Source organism: Rhodococcus oxybenzonivorans (assembly GCF_003130705.1).
Lineage (GTDB): Bacteria > Actinomycetota > Actinomycetes > Mycobacteriales > Mycobacteriaceae > Rhodococcus_F > Rhodococcus_F oxybenzonivorans.
Genome location: NZ_CP021354.1, coordinates 1,664,637 through 1,679,425, shown reverse-complemented (window position 1 = coordinate 1,679,425; position 14,789 = coordinate 1,664,637). Strand labels below are relative to the sequence as shown.

Annotated in this window: 18 protein-coding genes; 5 read left to right on the top strand and 13 right to left on the bottom strand. The window is 65.9% G+C overall.

Annotated elements, in window-relative coordinates; translation table 11 throughout:
* Positions 1–4 precede the first annotated feature (4 nt).
* The gene (locus CBI38_RS08050) at positions 5–874 is read left to right on the top strand and encodes a 1,4-dihydroxy-2-naphthoate polyprenyltransferase (RefSeq protein WP_109327898.1); all 870 of its coding nucleotides are present in this window, start codon (positions 5–7) and stop codon (positions 872–874) included.
* A gap of 6 nt (positions 875–880) precedes the next feature.
* Here CBI38_RS08050 and CBI38_RS08045 read toward each other — a convergent pair whose 3' ends face one another.
* From CBI38_RS08045 to CBI38_RS08030, 4 genes are all read right to left on the bottom strand, one after another.
* The gene (locus tag CBI38_RS08045) at positions 881–1,261 is read right to left on the bottom strand and encodes a phage holin family protein (RefSeq protein WP_109334935.1); all 381 of its coding nucleotides are present in this window, start codon (positions 1,259–1,261) and stop codon (positions 881–883) included.
* Between the two features lie 62 nt (positions 1,262–1,323).
* The gene (locus CBI38_RS08040) at positions 1,324–1,887 is read right to left on the bottom strand and encodes a Clp protease N-terminal domain-containing protein (protein WP_109327897.1); all 564 of its coding nucleotides are present in this window, start codon (positions 1,885–1,887) and stop codon (positions 1,324–1,326) included.
* 6 nt (positions 1,888–1,893) lie between these two features.
* Positions 1,894–2,109, bottom strand: a complete 216-nt coding sequence (locus tag CBI38_RS08035) for a helix-turn-helix domain-containing protein (protein WP_109327895.1) — start codon at positions 2,107–2,109, stop codon at positions 1,894–1,896.
* A 61-nt stretch (positions 2,110–2,170) separates the two neighbouring features.
* Entirely contained in the window at positions 2,171–2,923 is a 753-nt protein-coding gene (locus tag CBI38_RS08030) for a lysophospholipid acyltransferase family protein (RefSeq protein WP_109327893.1), read from the bottom strand.
* Positions 2,924–3,052: 129 nt separating this feature from the next.
* Between CBI38_RS08030 and CBI38_RS08025 the strand changes: the two genes are divergently transcribed.
* Positions 3,053–3,598, top strand: coding sequence for a GNAT family N-acetyltransferase (locus tag CBI38_RS08025; protein ID WP_109327892.1), 546 nt, complete (start codon positions 3,053–3,055; stop codon positions 3,596–3,598).
* Positions 3,599–3,629: 31 nt separating this feature from the next.
* Here the strand turns inward: CBI38_RS08025 and cds1 are convergent, their stop codons facing one another.
* Together cds1 and CBI38_RS08015 are read right to left on the bottom strand one after the other, a co-directional pair.
* Positions 3,630–4,739, bottom strand: coding sequence for an L-cysteine desulfhydrase Cds1 (gene cds1 / locus CBI38_RS08020; protein ID WP_109327890.1), 1,110 nt, complete (start codon positions 4,737–4,739; stop codon positions 3,630–3,632).
* Complete coding sequence (locus tag CBI38_RS08015; protein WP_109334934.1) at positions 4,736–5,119, bottom strand: DUF4229 domain-containing protein; 384 nt, start codon at positions 5,117–5,119, stop codon at positions 4,736–4,738. Before CBI38_RS08015 ends, cds1 begins: the two co-directional genes overlap by 4 nt.
* A 187-nt stretch (positions 5,120–5,306) precedes the next feature.
* Here CBI38_RS08015 and CBI38_RS08010 point away from each other — a divergent pair, with 187 nt between their 5' ends.
* Both CBI38_RS08010 and CBI38_RS08005 read left to right on the top strand, forming a co-directional pair.
* Entirely contained in the window at positions 5,307–5,534 is a 228-nt protein-coding gene (locus CBI38_RS08010) for a BldC family transcriptional regulator (RefSeq protein WP_109327888.1), read from the top strand.
* Between the two features lie 150 nt (positions 5,535–5,684).
* The gene (locus CBI38_RS08005; protein ID WP_109327886.1) at positions 5,685–5,888 is read left to right on the top strand and encodes a hypothetical protein; all 204 of its coding nucleotides are present in this window, start codon (positions 5,685–5,687) and stop codon (positions 5,886–5,888) included.
* 25 nt (positions 5,889–5,913) lie between these two features.
* On the opposite strand, the gene CBI38_RS08000 is transcribed toward CBI38_RS08005, so the two are convergent.
* The 3 genes from CBI38_RS08000 to resB form a co-directional block, all read right to left on the bottom strand.
* Positions 5,914–7,257, bottom strand: a complete 1,344-nt coding sequence (locus tag CBI38_RS08000; protein ID WP_109327884.1) for a MinD/ParA family ATP-binding protein — start codon at positions 7,255–7,257, stop codon at positions 5,914–5,916.
* Between the two features lie 96 nt (positions 7,258–7,353).
* Positions 7,354–8,325 carry a c-type cytochrome biogenesis protein CcsB gene (gene ccsB / locus CBI38_RS07995; RefSeq protein ID WP_109327882.1) on the bottom strand — a complete coding sequence of 324 codons (972 nt, stop codon included), beginning with the start codon at positions 8,323–8,325 and terminating at the stop codon, positions 7,354–7,356.
* Positions 8,322–9,986 (bottom strand): cytochrome c biogenesis protein ResB, encoded by a 1,665-nt coding sequence (resB, locus tag CBI38_RS07990; RefSeq protein WP_109327880.1) that lies wholly within the window; start codon positions 9,984–9,986, stop codon positions 8,322–8,324. The genes ccsB and resB overlap by 4 nt, the downstream gene beginning before the upstream one ends.
* 95 nt (positions 9,987–10,081) lie before the next feature.
* On the opposite strand from resB, the gene CBI38_RS07985 reads away from it, so the two are divergent.
* Positions 10,082–11,215, top strand: coding sequence for an RNA-guided endonuclease InsQ/TnpB family protein (locus CBI38_RS07985; RefSeq protein ID WP_109327878.1), 1,134 nt, complete (start codon positions 10,082–10,084; stop codon positions 11,213–11,215).
* 51 nt (positions 11,216–11,266) lie between these two features.
* Here the strand turns inward: CBI38_RS07985 and CBI38_RS07980 are convergent, their stop codons facing one another.
* The 4 genes from CBI38_RS07980 to hemL all read right to left on the bottom strand — a co-directional run bounded on the left by CBI38_RS07980 (position 11,267) and on the right by hemL (position 14,748).
* The gene (locus CBI38_RS07980) at positions 11,267–12,097 is read right to left on the bottom strand and encodes a cytochrome c biogenesis CcdA family protein (protein WP_109327876.1); all 831 of its coding nucleotides are present in this window, start codon (positions 12,095–12,097) and stop codon (positions 11,267–11,269) included.
* Positions 12,094–12,693 carry a TlpA disulfide reductase family protein gene (locus CBI38_RS07975; RefSeq protein ID WP_109327874.1) on the bottom strand — a complete coding sequence of 200 codons (600 nt, stop codon included), beginning with the start codon at positions 12,691–12,693 and terminating at the stop codon, positions 12,094–12,096. Before CBI38_RS07975 ends, CBI38_RS07980 begins: the two co-directional genes overlap by 4 nt.
* A complete protein-coding gene (locus CBI38_RS07970) occupies positions 12,690–13,349 on the bottom strand; it encodes a histidine phosphatase family protein (RefSeq protein WP_109327872.1) in 660 nt (219 codons plus the stop codon). Before CBI38_RS07970 ends, CBI38_RS07975 begins: the two co-directional genes overlap by 4 nt.
* 73 nt (positions 13,350–13,422) lie before the next feature.
* Complete coding sequence (hemL, locus tag CBI38_RS07965) at positions 13,423–14,748, bottom strand: glutamate-1-semialdehyde 2,1-aminomutase (RefSeq protein ID WP_109327870.1); 1,326 nt, start codon at positions 14,746–14,748, stop codon at positions 13,423–13,425.
* Between the last annotated feature and the right edge of the window lie 41 nt (positions 14,749–14,789).

Here is a 14,789-nt window from a genome sequence, read left to right as displayed (position 1 = left end):
ACACATGGCAACGGCTGCTCAATGGATCGAAGGCGCTCGTCCGCGCACCCTCCCGAACGCGATCGCCCCGGTGCTGGCGGGCACAGGCGCAGCGGCGTCGCTCGGCGGCGCAGTGTGGTGGAAGGCGTTACTGGCGCTCGTCGTCTCTCTCGCGTTGATCGTCGGGGTCAATTTCGCCAACGACTACTCCGACGGCATTCGCGGCACCGACGACGAACGGGTCGGACCGCTGCGGCTCGTCGGTTCCAAGTTGGCGAAGCCGTCGGCGGTGAAAGCTGCTGCCATCGCCTGCTTCGCCGTCGCCGCTGCCGCCGGACTCGTACTCGCCGTCACCACCGCATGGTGGTTGGTTCTGATCGGCGCGCTGTGCATCGTAGGCGCCTGGTTCTACACAGGCGGCAAAAAACCTTACGGGTACAGCGGTTTCGGCGAGGTTGCCGTCTTCGTATTCTTCGGTCTCGTCGCCGTCCTCGGCACCCAATACGTGCAGGCGGAGAGGGTGGACTGGGCGGGAGTCGTGACGGCCGTTGCCGTCGGATCGTTCTCGAGCGCGGTGCTCGTGGCGAACAACCTCCGGGACATCCCCACGGACACCGAATCGGGCAAACGCACACTCGCTGTCCGTCTCGGCGATGCCCGCACCCGCATCCTGCACCTCGTCACCTTGACCGTCCCGTTCATCGCGACTCTCGTCCTCCTTGCGCGCACCCCCTGGGCGCTTCTCGGACTATTGGCCGTGCCCCTTGCGATCCGGGCGAACTCGCCGGTTCGTTCCGGTGCCACAGGCCTGGCCTTGATACCGGCGTTGCGGGATTCGGGCCTGGCCATGCTCATCTGGGGCGCAGCGACGGCCGTGGCGTTGTCGCTGGCCTGACCGAGCTCAGTCGCGGTCCGGAACGACGATGTTGACCAGGAAATTGACGACCGAGATGATCAGGCCGCCCCAGAGAGCCGTCCAGAAGCCGTCGACCGTCATGCCGTAGTCGGTCTGTGAACTCAGCCAAGCGGTGAGCATCAACATCAGCGCGTTGATCACCAGGGTGAAAAGTCCGAGCGTGAGAATCAGCAGTGGCAACGACAACAGCTTCACCAGCGGTTTGACGAAGATGTTGACCACCGTGAATACCAGCGCGATACCGAGCAGCACCACAATGTCCCACGCAGTGCCGTTGCCCGAACTCGAGATGTCTATGCCCGATACCCAGGCGGCCGCGAGCCAGATCGCGAACGCGTTGACGACGAGACGTACCAAGAAGGTCATCTGTGCATGCTGGCACATCACTGCGACACACGGGCACCGCCCCCATTCGCGGAGAGCCCGGTTCAGGCCGCCCGGTCGAGCGCGGCGTGCATCCGGCGCCGGAGTTCGTCCACAGTCACCGAAACCTCGAGTATCTCGCGGGCCGTGCCGTCCGCGGCTCGGAGCACGCCCAGCAGCACATGCTCGGGTCCGATGTGATTGTCCTTGCGGGCCAGAGCTTCCCGTAGGGACAGTTCGAGCGCTTTCTTGGCGTCCTTCGTGAACGGTATGTGGCCCGACTTGCGCCCGAACCAGCCACGCTGCCCCTTGGGCGGCTCGGGATCGAGGACGCCCTTCCCGAAGGTTCGTTCGAGACTGCGGCGGACGGCGTCGAGATCGATGCCGATCGATCCGAGTGCGTCCGCGTCCGCATCGCTGAGCGCTATACCCCGTTCTGCGACAGTGCGTCTCGCGGCCGCGAGAACGATGCCGGAATCGGCGAGGATGCCCTGGACGGGTTCGGTCGGCACGGACAGAAGTCCGAGAACGAGGTGTTCGGGACCGATCCGCGGCGATTTCAGAGCGCGAGCCTCCTTCTGGGCATCGATCACCACGGCACGGGCATCCGTCGAAAATCGTTCGAACATGGGGAGTTACCTCCCTTTCCGATTGTGCTTCTGATGGACCGCTTGCCTGCTCACCTCGAGCGAGTCGGCAATCGCCTGCCAGGACCAGCCCTGAGCGCGAGCGTTGTCGACCTGAATAGCTTCGAGCCGCTCCAGAAGACGTCGCAGGGCACGCACGGCCCGTAACCCCTCGGCGGGGTCCGGGCTTCCCGCTGCAGCTGCGAGTGTCGTTGCCTCCGTCATATATGTCAATCTAGGTTGACACCGACTCGGATGTCAACCTTCCTTGACGCTTGTCGACGGCTCAGTACGCGGCGACGGCCCCGTCGACCGCCTTCTGCAACTCGTACTGCGCGATGTGGGCGATGTCCATCGGCTTGCCGGGGAGAGCAGTGAGCGGTTGAGCGACATACACACTCGCACCCTTCACCAGCTCGGTATCGGCGCCGTGCGCGTCCGGGCCGTAGCTGATGCCGATCGAGAGCAGCGCGGGAGTGGCACCTCGATCGACAGCGCGCTTGGCGATGTGACCGATGCCGCTGTTGATGTGCTGGAGCCGGGTCGGGTCGCCCTCATTGCAGGTGCCCTCCGGGAAGATCGCGAGGTTGTCTCCGCGGCACAACCTTTCGGCCGCCACGTCCATCATGAGACGCCCCGCATCCGCCACGGCGCGCAAGCCGTAGTTCTTACTGCGGAACACCGGGATGCCGCCCATCATGTCGACCTTCTTGCGGAGATCGGAGTCGGTGAACAACTCGTCCTTGGCCAGTACGCGGGTCCTGCCGATCACTCGGCGCAGAGGCGTCTTCCATGCGGTCGCGGCAAGCGTGTACTGATCGCTGTGCGTCACATGATTGGCGGCCACGAGCAGTACCGCTCCGGACTTGACGAGCTCGGTCAGCTGCTCCTCGGCGCCGTCGGCATACCGGACCCGCGGCCGGTACTTCATGCTCAACATCGCGTACGCCAGCTTGGCCAGCACCCGGTTCTGCTGATGATCGCGGTAATAGTCGTACACCGCACGGTAGTTTTCGAGGGTTACCTCGGGCCTGTCCATACCTAGTCCCCGATCGCATCGTCCTGACCTCAGGCTACCAACCTACGGTTGCGTAGCCTACGGAGGCGTAGGTACTGGGATCGTGCTGCAAAGGTGTGTGAATTGACTCGTTTCGGGTAAAACAGACCTGTGATCCGCTCGGCCATCGTCACCGACCTGCCCACTCTCCAACAGATCGAAGTTGCCGCAGGAGCTCCGTTCCGCGACATCGGAATGGACGCGATCGCGGAGGATCCGCCGCCCTCACTCGACGAGTTGAGGGAGTTTCTGGATGCGGGGAGGATTTGGGTCGCCGCGGACGCAGACGGCGACCCGGTCGCATATGCCCTGGTTGCGCTCGTGGACGGCGCCGCGCACATCGAACAGGTCTCGGTCCATCCCAGCGCCGCCCGGCAGGGACTCGGCGCGCTCCTTCTCGACGAGATCTCGTCCTGGGCGGCGGACCGCGGCCTTCCGGCCCTCACACTGACCACCTTCGTCGACGTTCCCTGGAATGCGCCGTACTACGAGCGGCTGGGCTTTCGGCCCCTGCAGGATTGCGAACTCACCCCTGGGCTGTCGCAGATCCGCGCGGACGAGGCACGCAACGGACTGGCAGCGTGGCCGCGCGTCACCATGACGCGACCGGTGGCCACGCCCGCACGCCGGGCGCAGCCGACGAGTCAGCCGGCCTGACTCGGGCACTCCCGGCCGGACGCAGCCACTCTCAGGCGGTATGACCTGGCCAGACTCGGGTATGCGCGAACTCGTCCAGCAACGCAGTCGGCCCGGTGAGGTCGATGCCCTCCGCGCTGACCCACCGGTCGTCGTAATAGGTGTCCGCGTAGCGCTCACCGCCGTCGCAGAGGATGGTCACGACACTGCCGGAGCGGCCGGCCGCGATCATCTCCGCCACCACCGAGAACGCGCCCCACAGGTTCGTGCCGGTGGAACCGCCCACACGCCGGCCCAGTGCCGAACTGGCATGGCGCATGGTGGCGATGGAAGCGGCATCGGGTACGCGCATCATCCGGTCGATGACCTGTCCGACGAACGAAGGTTCCACGCGAGGCCTGCCGATGCCCTCGATACGGGACGGCAGCCCGGTCGCGTAGTCACAGGAATTGGTGTCGTACCCACCGAAGAACGCCGAGTTCTCGGGGTCGACCACGAGGAGTCGGGTGGCGTGCCTGCGGTACCGGATATAACGCCCCAGCGTCGCGCTGGTGCCGCCGGTACCGGCACTCATCACGATCCATTCCGGCACCGGGTGCTCCTCACGCGCCATCTGCTGGTAGATCGACTCGGCGATGTTGTTGTTGCCCCGCCAGTCGGTGGCCCGCTCGGCGTGGGTGAACTGATCCATGAAGTGGCCGTTCGTCTCCACCGCGAGCCTGCGGGCCTCGCTGTAGATCTCGGGCGGGCGGTCGATGAAGTGACAGCGCCCACCTTGCGCCTCGATCAGCGCGACCTTGGCGCCGCTCGTGCTGCGCGGCATCACCGCCACGAAGTCGAGGCCCAGCATCTTGGCGAAGTAGGCCTCACTGACCGCTGTCGAACCGGACGACGCCTCGATGACCGTGGTTCCCTCGGTGATCCACCCGTTGCAGATCGCGTACAGAAAAAGTGAACGGGCCAACCGGTGCTTCAGGCTTCCCGTGATATGCGTCGACTCGTCCTTCAGGTACAGCTGCACGCCCCACGCCGGGGGAAGCGGGTAACGGAGGAGGTGGGTGTCGGCGCTGCGCTGCGCATCGGCCTCGATCAGACGAACCGCGTTGTCCACCCAGTCTCGGGACCGGCTCCGATCGATGACGACGCAGTCGGCGTCCGTCACCGGTCCTCGCCGCGGAGTTTCGCGCGCAGGTCAGCCTGGTCTGCGCGGCGCTGCGCGTCGAACGCAGCGATCCCCTCGTTCACCCTGCGCCGAAGTGTCGCGAACAGCAGCAGAGACAGCGGAAGGGCGATCAGGACCCCGAAGATGGCGGCGACGAGCAGCGGGATCGTCACCCCGACCAGCGCCGCGACTCCGAGGATGATGCCCGCGATGACGACGACGAGGAGCAGTCGAGCGAAGGAGTAGAGCGCGACGTCGCGAGCCAGACGACCCTTGGTGACCCGTTCGGCCGGCTGCGGGGCCGCCGACCCTGCGGTCACGGGGGGCTCGGCCTGATCGGCTGGATTCGGGTTCTTCGGCTTCTCACTGGGCTCGCTCACGACCCCCAGATTACCCACCCACCGGGGCGCGCTCGAACGTCCGACTTATCCGATTTGTCTATTACCTCCCCTTTACCAACATTAGATCGTTCGAGTACCTGAGGGTTGTGATGCCACGATGACCGTATTCAGTCGCGATTGCGACCAGCTGCAGCACTGACAGAACGAAAACAGCGGAGGACCGTCGATGAGCGCACCCACCTACAACGGATCCGGTTTCAGCGGACCGAACGAAGCCCTCATGACCCCGGGCCAGGTGGCCGCCCTGTTCCACGTCGACCCCAAAACCGTCACCCGGTGGGCGCACGCGGGCAGGCTCGGCTCGCTCCGGACACCCGGTGGCCACCGCCGGTTCCGCGAGGCCGAAGTGATGCAACTGCTCCGCTCGCTCACCACGGAGGCTGCCCGACCCTGAACACACCTTGGCTGCCCGACCCTGAACACGGAGGCTGCGCGACCCTGAACATGTGGACGGGCTCGCCCCTGAGGGGGTAGGTGCCGTCGGCTTCTTACACGGCTACGCTCGAGGGATACCGGCTACCCGAGCGGTGTAAGGAGGTGCGCGGTGCTGTATTTGTTGGCGCTCATCGGGCTCGTGGTCGTGGCGTTTCTACTGTGGAAAGCGTTCGGCCCGAATACGAAGCCAGTTCTCGGCGACAGGGTTCTCGGACCCGACGACGATCCAGATTTTCTGTGGCGCATGAGTCGGGACGCCCGACGGAAGAAGTCGGACGAGCCCGACACGGGTTCGCCGGATACCACAGGGTGATTTCCCCCGCGGTTCGGTTACTGCGTCAGCGATGATCCTGGAGCGCGAACGTGGAGGCGGGAAAGTCGGACGCCACCGCTGCAGCGAGTTCGAGTAGGGCATTTCGCGTCTTGGGCCGCAGGCGATCGAGTTCGATCTCGGCGCCCTCTTCGAGGTGTGGATCGAACGGGATGAGCCGAACCAGCCGGCACCGCTGTTCGAAGTGTTCGACCACTTTCGGCAGATCAACTTTGCCGGAGCGCGGGCGGACGGCGTTGACGACGGCCACGGACCTCGCGACGAGTTCGCGGTAGCCGTGCGCATCGAGCCAGTCGAGCGTCGCCGAGGCGCTGCGGGCACCGTCGACCGACCCCGAGCTGACCACCACGAGTGCGTCGGCCTCTTCGAGAATCGTCTGCATCGCGGAATGCATCAGCCCGGTGCCGCAGTCGGTGAGGACGATGCTGTAGAACTTCTCGAGCATTGCGACCGTGCGCGCGTAGTCGTCCGCGCTGAACGCCTCCGACACCGCCGGGTCGCTGTCCGATGCGAGTACCTCGAGCCGATGCCGACTTTGTGACGTGTAACTGCGGACGTCACTGTACTTTTCGATACTGTGTTCGTCGCGGAGCAGGTTCCGCACGGTGGCGGGGGTTTCCAGGGGGATCTTCTGGCTGAGCGTGCCGCGGTCCGGGTTGGCGTCGACCGCGATCACTCGATCACCGCGCAACGATGCGAACGTCGATCCCAGTGTGGCCGTGGTGGTGGTCTTGCCGACTCCACCCTTGAGGCTCAGCAGAGCAATCTTGTAGCAGCCCTGCAACGGCTGGTTGACCTGCTTGGTGAGCTCGATGCGGCGCTGTTCCTTGGCGCTGTTCCCGAGGTTGATGTAGCGACCGGACACCTGGTACAGCATTCTGCGCCACCCCGTGGTGGGGGCAGGCTTGACCTGCTTGAGCAGAAGTGACGTGGACAGGTCTCGCGCGGATACCGCGTACTGCTGCTGCTCGGGACGCACGGTCTGCGGACGGCTCGCCGGATGCTGCTCGGGAGCCGACGTGTACGCGGCGGGCGCAGGTTGCTGCGTGTGCGACGGCAGTTGCTGCGCGGGGGCTGTGAACGTCGGAGCCGGGGCGGGCTGCGGAGATGCGGGAGCCAGTGTGGGCGGCGGTGCCTGAATCGGACCCGCGGCCGGGGCCTGCGTCTGAGGACGCGCCGGCGTCGCGGCGGGGGCCTGGTGCCCGGGCTGCGCGAAGGGGTTGGGACCCTGCGGCTGAACGTACGGCGCCTGCCGCGCGGCGTTGTGCGGTGTGGATCCCACGGTGGTGTCGGCGGGCGGGTTCGATGCCGGCCGCACCGGCTCCCACACGCCAGCGTTGTTTTCGGACATGGCCGAACATCCCCCCTAGATGAAGTCTCCGTAGTCCCCACCGCTTCACACCGCTGGGAGACGTCGCGGCGGAAGAATATCAGTCGGTGGTGACCGTCAGGTCAGGCCCGCGTACGAATGCAGTCCCGACACCACCATGTTGATGATGAACAGATTGAACAGCATCGCAACGAAGCCGGCGATGTTGATCCACGCGGCTTTGGTATCGCGCCATCCGGAGGTCGCTCGGGCGTGGAGATATGCCGCATAGATCACCCAGGCGATGAACGACATCGTCTCCTTGGGATCCCATCCCCAGAACCGCCCCCAGGCGGCTTCGGCCCAGATCGCCCCCAGGATGACACCGGCGCCGAACAGCGGGAACCCGATGATCGTGGTCTTGTACGCCAATCGGTCCAAGGTCTGCGCGTCGGGCAGGCGCTCCGCCACCCGTGCGAAGACGCCCGTTCCTTCCTCGCCACGCGGGTAGCGCATCCGCAGCAGGAACAAGAGGCTGGCGATGCCCGACACCAGGAAGACGCCCGAACCCACGCTGACGATGGTGACGTGGATGGGAAGCCAGTACGACCGCAGCGCCGGCACCACCGGTGCCGCATCCGCGTAGAGCACCGTGGCGGCGAGGAACATCAGGATGAGAATGGGGACGAGCAGGAAAACCCACATCGGCCGGTATGCGGGCTTCGACAGGAGCGCCAGCCCCACGACGAGCGCCGCCCCGCAGGCCATGGTGACGAACTCGTACATATTGCCGAGCGGGAAACGGTCGGTGGCAAATCCGCGGAGCACGATCGACGCGAAGATGAGAACAGTGCCGACCACGAGCACCGCAGACCCCATGCCGCCGAAGCGCTCGGCCATCGGCTTCTTCGGCTGCTCGACCACGCGTCCGGGAACCGCCGCGGAGCCGGCGGGCCTGGCACCCGCCGCCACGAGCTCCTTGTCCTGCACGGCGCGCGCCCTCGTCGACGCGTACTGCACGATCAGCAGCACGAGCGCGAGCGCGAGCACCGTGAACGCGGATCGGAAGGCCCAGTCGCTGTACTGCGCCAGTGTCTCGTTGGTCGTCATCGTCGCTTCTCCTGCGCGTCAGGCTTCGTGTCGTCCGTCAGCAGACGGGCGCAGAGCCGGTCGAACTCGTCACCCCAGCCGGCCTGATCGGTCCGGGCGAGTCCGCCAAGCTCTACTACAGTACGTCGTGGGTCAAGGTCGGCGGGGTCCGCGGGATAGATGCGGGCCCAGATGCGGCGGCGCTTGATCAGCAGCGACACCAGCAGTCCCGCCATCATCGTCAGAGCCGACACCAGCACCCACTGTTGCGCCGGATCGTGCGACACCTGCACATTGACGAAGTCCACGGCTCCGTCGAACCGCACCTGCGTGCCGTCGGCGAGCGTCGCGCTCTCCCCCGGCATGAGGTTGACCCGGTCCTGCTTCACCAGCCGACCCTGGTTGATCAGTTCGGTATTGAGGGAGAACAGCGACTGCGGGTTGCCGGTGTCGAGGCCGGTGTCGCCCTTGTAGATGTCGATGGCCACCGCCGGGTCCTTCATCGCCGGATGACTCGACGCGAGCAGGTTGCCGTGGAACAGCGCGGTGGGGGCGAACAAGCCCTCGATCGCGATCTGATTCTTGCGGCGTTCGTCCGTGTCGGGGTACATGCCACCAGGCGGATCGAATCGCATGGCCCCGCTGCTGAGGAAGGTCGTCGCATCGTCAGGTCGCCATTGCAGCGTTTCGGTCCGCGTCTCACCGCCAGGGAACGTGACGGTGAATGTCGGCGCGTATCCGTGTCCCTGCAGGTAGACACGGTCCCCCTCGACACGGAGAGGATGATTGACCTGCAACTGATCGTCGCGCCAGATACCGGTTTCGAGGTCGTCACCGGCCTGGTACGAAATGTTCGACGTGAACATCTCGGCCTGACCGTTGTCGAGGTAGTCGGCGGTGAAGTCCTTGACCTTGAGACACAGCGGGGTCATTCCCGTGCCGTCCTGCGTGTTTCCTGCCTTGAACGAATCGAACACGGCAGGGGACGTGGTGCAGAAGCCGGGACCGTTGTTGGCGACCACGATCACGTTGCCCTCGTACCCGAACAGTTTGCCGACGGCGATGGCCACCAGCAGACCGACGAGCGAGAGGTGGAAGACGAGGTTGCCGAGTTCGCGCGTGTAACCCTTCTCCGCAGAGAGGGTGATCTCACCGTCGCGGACCGGGCGTGCGCCGCCCGTGCGGGTCTCCACCCGCCACTTTTTCAGCGAAGTACGGATGCGGGCGGCGAGTTCCTCGGGCGTCTCCTCGACCCGGCGCTCGACGTGGTGGGGCAGACGCGCGAGGTTCCGGGGCGCTGCCACCGGACGCGTGCGCAGTGCTTTCGCGTGGTCGACGCAACGCGGAAGGATGCAGCCGACCAGCGAGATGAAGAGCAGGACGTAGACCGCGGTAAACCAGAAACTGCCGAATACATCGAAGAGTTCGAGCCGGTCCATCCAGGGACCGAGGGTCGGCCGATTCGCGATGTACTCGTCGACCTTGCCCGCATTGAGGCTGCGCTGCGGCAGCAAGGCCCCGGGTATCGCCGCGAGCGCCAGCAGGAACAGCAACACCAGCGCCGTCCGCATCGACGTGAGCCCACGCCAGGTGTTGCGGACCAGTGCGAAAGCCCGGCCCGGCAACGATTGGCGGGGTACCGGTGCGGCTTCCGGGGCCTCGGGGGTCTGGGTGTCGCTCATCGAGCAGCACCCGAGAAATCACCGGTTTCGTCCGGCCGGACGTCGCGGCGGCATGGCTGCCGATACATGTCGGTGCCTCTCGTTACGATCTGGAAATGGGGGAAGTAGTGCGCTACTCCTACCGGTTGCGCCCGGGCGCGACGGCGGAGCGTGCGCTTATCGCGGAGTGGCATCGGTGTCGGTTCCTGTGGAACGAGGCCGTCCACCAGCAGAGATCGGGGCGTAGGCCGACTTTCGGCGCGCTTTCGAGATTGCTCACCGAGGCACGCGCGCGCTGCGCGTGGCTGCGTGCTGGTTCGCAGGTGGCGCAGCAGCAAATGTTGCGCACGTACGGGCAGGCGCTGAGTTCCTCGTTTGGGGTGAGGGATCGTGGACGACCGAGGTACAAGGCACGAAACAGGAGCCTCCCGTCCCTCGAGTACACGACTCGCGGCTTCTCGATTCTCGAAGGTCAGCTGGTGCTGCCAAAAGGGGTAAGGATTCCTGTGGTGTGGTCCCGGGAGTTGCCGTCGAAGCCGACTTCTGTGCGCGTCTACCGAGATTCCTTGGGACATTGGTACGCGTCTTTTGTGGTCCGCCGCTCGGCTCCATCCGCCACGGATGCCAGGGGTGGCATCGGTATCGACTGGGGCGTGTCGACCACCGCGACGACGACGGACGAACGGTATGACTTGGTGTACCTCGGGCATCGGAAGCGCTGTTCCGCCGAACTCGCAAAGGCACAAAGAAGGATGGCAAGGCGTTGTCGAAAGAAGGGTATCGCTCCGTCGAACGGATATAAGGAAGCCCGGCGTGAGGCCGCCCGCCTGCAGAAGAAGGCGGCCCGACAGACCCAGCACGACTCCCGAATGTGGGCACGCGATGTCGTTGCAAGCCATCAACTCATAGCCGTGGAGGATTTCAGGCCGAAGTTCCTCGCTGGATCGACGATGGCCCGAAAGTCTGCAGATGCGACGATCGGCACGGTCAAACGGGAATTGATTTACCGTGCGAAGCGGGCAGGACGTCAGGTGGTCATCGTCGCGCCCGCCTACACCACAATGACGTGCTCCAGTTGCTGCGCGAGAGCCAAGCAGCAGCTGGGGCTCTCGGAACGCATCTTCCGGTGTCACACCTGCGGGAATACCGACCATAGGGACAGGAATGCTGCCAGGGTAGTCCTGGCTGTGGCAGAGCGGGGCCACACCAGCGTTGACGACGTAAGACACCTGCAGCCTCCTCCGGGTTGATTGTCGGTGCGGTCCGAGTTGAGGATCCCGTCGATTCGTCGATGGGAACCGTTAAATTGGCAAGGTCACTTCCGAGATGAAGGCGTCGCGAATCCAGCCGACGAATTGATCCCACGCGCCGGTGACGAGGGCGATGCCCACCGCCACGAGCATGATGCCGCCGAAGATTTGGATGGTTCGCGCGTTGCGGCGCAGCCAGCCCACACCCCGCAGCGCGCGGGAGGAGCCGAGGGCAAGGATGACGAAGGGCAGGCCCAGGCCGAGGCAGTAGGCGACGATCAGGGCGACGCCGCGGGCCGCGGTGGCGCCGTCGGTGCCGGCGGCAAGGGAGATGACGCCGGCCAGTGTCGGACCGAGGCACGGCGTCCACCCCAGCGCGAACACTGCACCCAGCAGCGGGGCTCCCGCCAGGCTGGAGATACGCCGCGGCTCGAGCCGGGTGTCACGCTGCAACGCCGGGATCAGGCCGATGAACACCAATCCCATGGCGATCGTCACGACACCTCCGACCCGCATCAGTACTTCGCGGTTGACGGAAAGGACCGAGATCGCGCCGAAGAACGACGCCGTGGCCAGGACGAACACGACCGTGAAACCGGCCACGAAGAGAGTTGCGGCCCCCGCGACGCGCAGGCGTCCGTCTGTCACCGTCTTCGTGCGCGTCGCGGCTTCTTCGGCGGTGACAGCCGGAGCGTCGGCTCCCACGACACCGGCCAGGTAGGACAGGTAACCGGGGACGAGGGGAACGACGCACGGCGAGGCGAACGAGACCAGACCAGCGAGAACGCAGGCTCCGAGCGCGAGGAACAGCGGTCCCGACGAGGCGGTGGACTGGAAGGCGTCGCCGACGCCGGCGGCGAGAAGGGTGGTACCGGTAGTCACGATTCCTGCGCCACCCGTTCGACTACCGGCTGCAGGTCGTCCGCCAGCAATTCCTTCAGGAACACCGCGGCGACACGGTGTTCACGATCGAGCACGACCGTGGTGGGAATGACGCTCGTCGGGTAGTTCGCTCCCAAAGCGATCATCGTCCGCATGGCGGGGTCGTAGATCGACGGATACGACACGTTGTTGTTGATCACGAAGTCCTGCGCCTTGTCTTGCTGATTGTCCCGGACGTTGATCCCGAGAAACGCGACACCTTGGTCTTTGGTCGCCTCGTAGACCTGCTCGAGGTCGTTCGCCTCGCCGCGGCACGGCCCGCACCACTGCCCCCAGACGTTGAGGACCACTACCTGGCCCTCGTAGTCGTCGAGGGAGGTGGTCTTGCCCTCCGTCATGAGGTCGGGTCCGGACACGGTGCCGATGGTGCCGCGACCGGCCGGCGGATCGTAGAAGATTTCCGTCTGACCGCCCGGGGACACGAAGTCGAACGTGCCTCCCTGGGCCACGGCGTCGTCGCCGGACGCACACGCCGACAGCGACACCGCGGCCATGCAGATCACCGCGAGAAGCCCGGCGAAGCGCCCCCGAATCATGCCCCGCTCACCCTCGGATCCGATGCGCCCGCGGGCTCCGAGTACACGATGTCGATGAGTGTGTCGCCCTCGTAGACGAGCGACGTCAGCGACGCCAGAGAGCACTGGCGGTGACGCGGGTCGTGCCACAACCGCTCCCCCTGCAGGAATCGGCGCAGCGTCCAGACGGGAAGTTGGTGGCTGACGACCACGGCCTCGTGACCGACGGCGGCCACGCGCGCGCTGTTGACGGCGGCAAGCATTCGGTGCGCGATCTGCAGGTACGGCTCACCCCAGGACGGAGTGAACGGATCTCGCAGCTTCCACCAGTGTCGGGGGCGTGCGAGCGCGCCGTCGCCCACCGAGACCTTGAGTCCCTCGAACTCGTTACCCGCCTCGATGAGGTTCTCGTCGGTTGCGATCTCGAGTCCGTGCTTCTCTGCGATCGGCGCCGCCGTTTCCTGCGCCCGTTGCAGCGGCGATGCGACGACGTGGGTGATGTCGTGGGTCGCCAGGACCGAAGCGACGGCGCGGGCCTGTGCCTCGCCCGTCACCGACAGGCGGAAACCGGGAAGCCTGCCGTAGAGAATTCCTCGCGGGTTGTGCACTTCGCCGTGCCGGAGCACGTGCACGATCGTGCGGGTCTGGGTGTGGTCGGGGTGAGCGGCATCGGTCACGGTGCGGTTCCTCGGGTCGGGGCGGGGAGTCGGGTGGCTGAATCGACGCGGCGCGTCAGGACTGGACAGACGGTCAGGGCTGGGTGGCCGCCGCGGCGGCCTTCGCTGCATGCGGCAGGGCGTCGGCGATGATGGAGAAGGCTTTGTCGTCCATGGCCGCCGAGACGAACCAGGCCTCGAACGCGCTGGGCGGTGGGTACACCCCGCGCGAGAGCAGTCCATGGAAGAAGGCCGGGAACCGCCACGTCTGCGCCGTTTTCGCCTCGGCGTAGTTGGTGACCGGATCTTCGGTGAAGAAGACGCTGAGCATCGTTCCGGCGGTCTGCACTCGATGGGGCACGCCTGCCGCGGTCAGCGATTCGGACAGCAGGTTCTGCAGGGTGACGCTGTTGCGCTCGAGGGCGTCGTAGACACTCGCATCGGCCGCGCGCAGGCTCGCGAGACCGGCGGCGACGGCGACGGGGTTTCCCGACAGCGTGCCCGCCTGGTAGACGGGACCGGCGGGCGCCAGGTGAGCCATGACGTCGGCGCGGCCACCGAAGGCGGCAGCGGGCAGGCCGCCGCTCATCACCTTGCCGAACGTGTAGAGGTCGCCTGCGACACCCTCGAGTCCGTACCAGCCGGCCGAGCTGACGCGGAATCCCGTCATCACCTCGTCCATGATCAGCAACGCGCCGTGCTCGCGCGTGAGTGTGCGCAGTCCCTCGTTGAATCCGGGCTGGGGTGCGATCGCACCCATGTTGCCTGCAGCGGCCTCGGTGATGACGCACGCGATCTGGCCCTCGTTGGCTGCGAACGCCTGCGCGACGGCCTCGAGATCGTTGTAGGGCACGACAATGGTGTCCTCCGCCTGGGCGCCGGTCACGCCGGGCGACGTCGGCAGGCCGAACGTGGCCAGGCCGGAACCGGCGTCGGCGAGCAACGCGTCGACGTGGCCGTGGTAGCAACCCGAGAACTTCACGATCTTGGTCCGGCCGGTGAATCCCCTCGCAAGTCGGACCGCGCTCATGGTGGCCTCGGTGCCGGAATTGACCAGCCGCACCTTGTCCACCGGCGCGACGCGGGCGACGATCTCCTCGGCCAGTTCGATCTCACCCTCGGTGGGTGCTCCGAAGGACAGGCCCGTGGCGGCCGCCTTCTGGACTGCCTCGACGACAGCGGGATGGGCGTGGCCGAGAATCATCGGACCCCAAGAACAGATGAGATCGACGTAGTCGTTGCCGTCGACGTCGGTGAGCGTGTAACCGGCAGCCTTCTCGATGAAGCGCGGGGTTCCGCCGACCGAACCGAAGGCCCGCACCGGCGAGTTGACGCCGCCGGGAATCACCACGTCGGCCCGGTCGAAGAGCTGAGCGGAACGGGATGCATGCACGTCGGGGCCACCGGAGGAAACAGTCACGGCCTCCAGTGTCCCAGTTCTGTCGAATTTGCCAACGACAG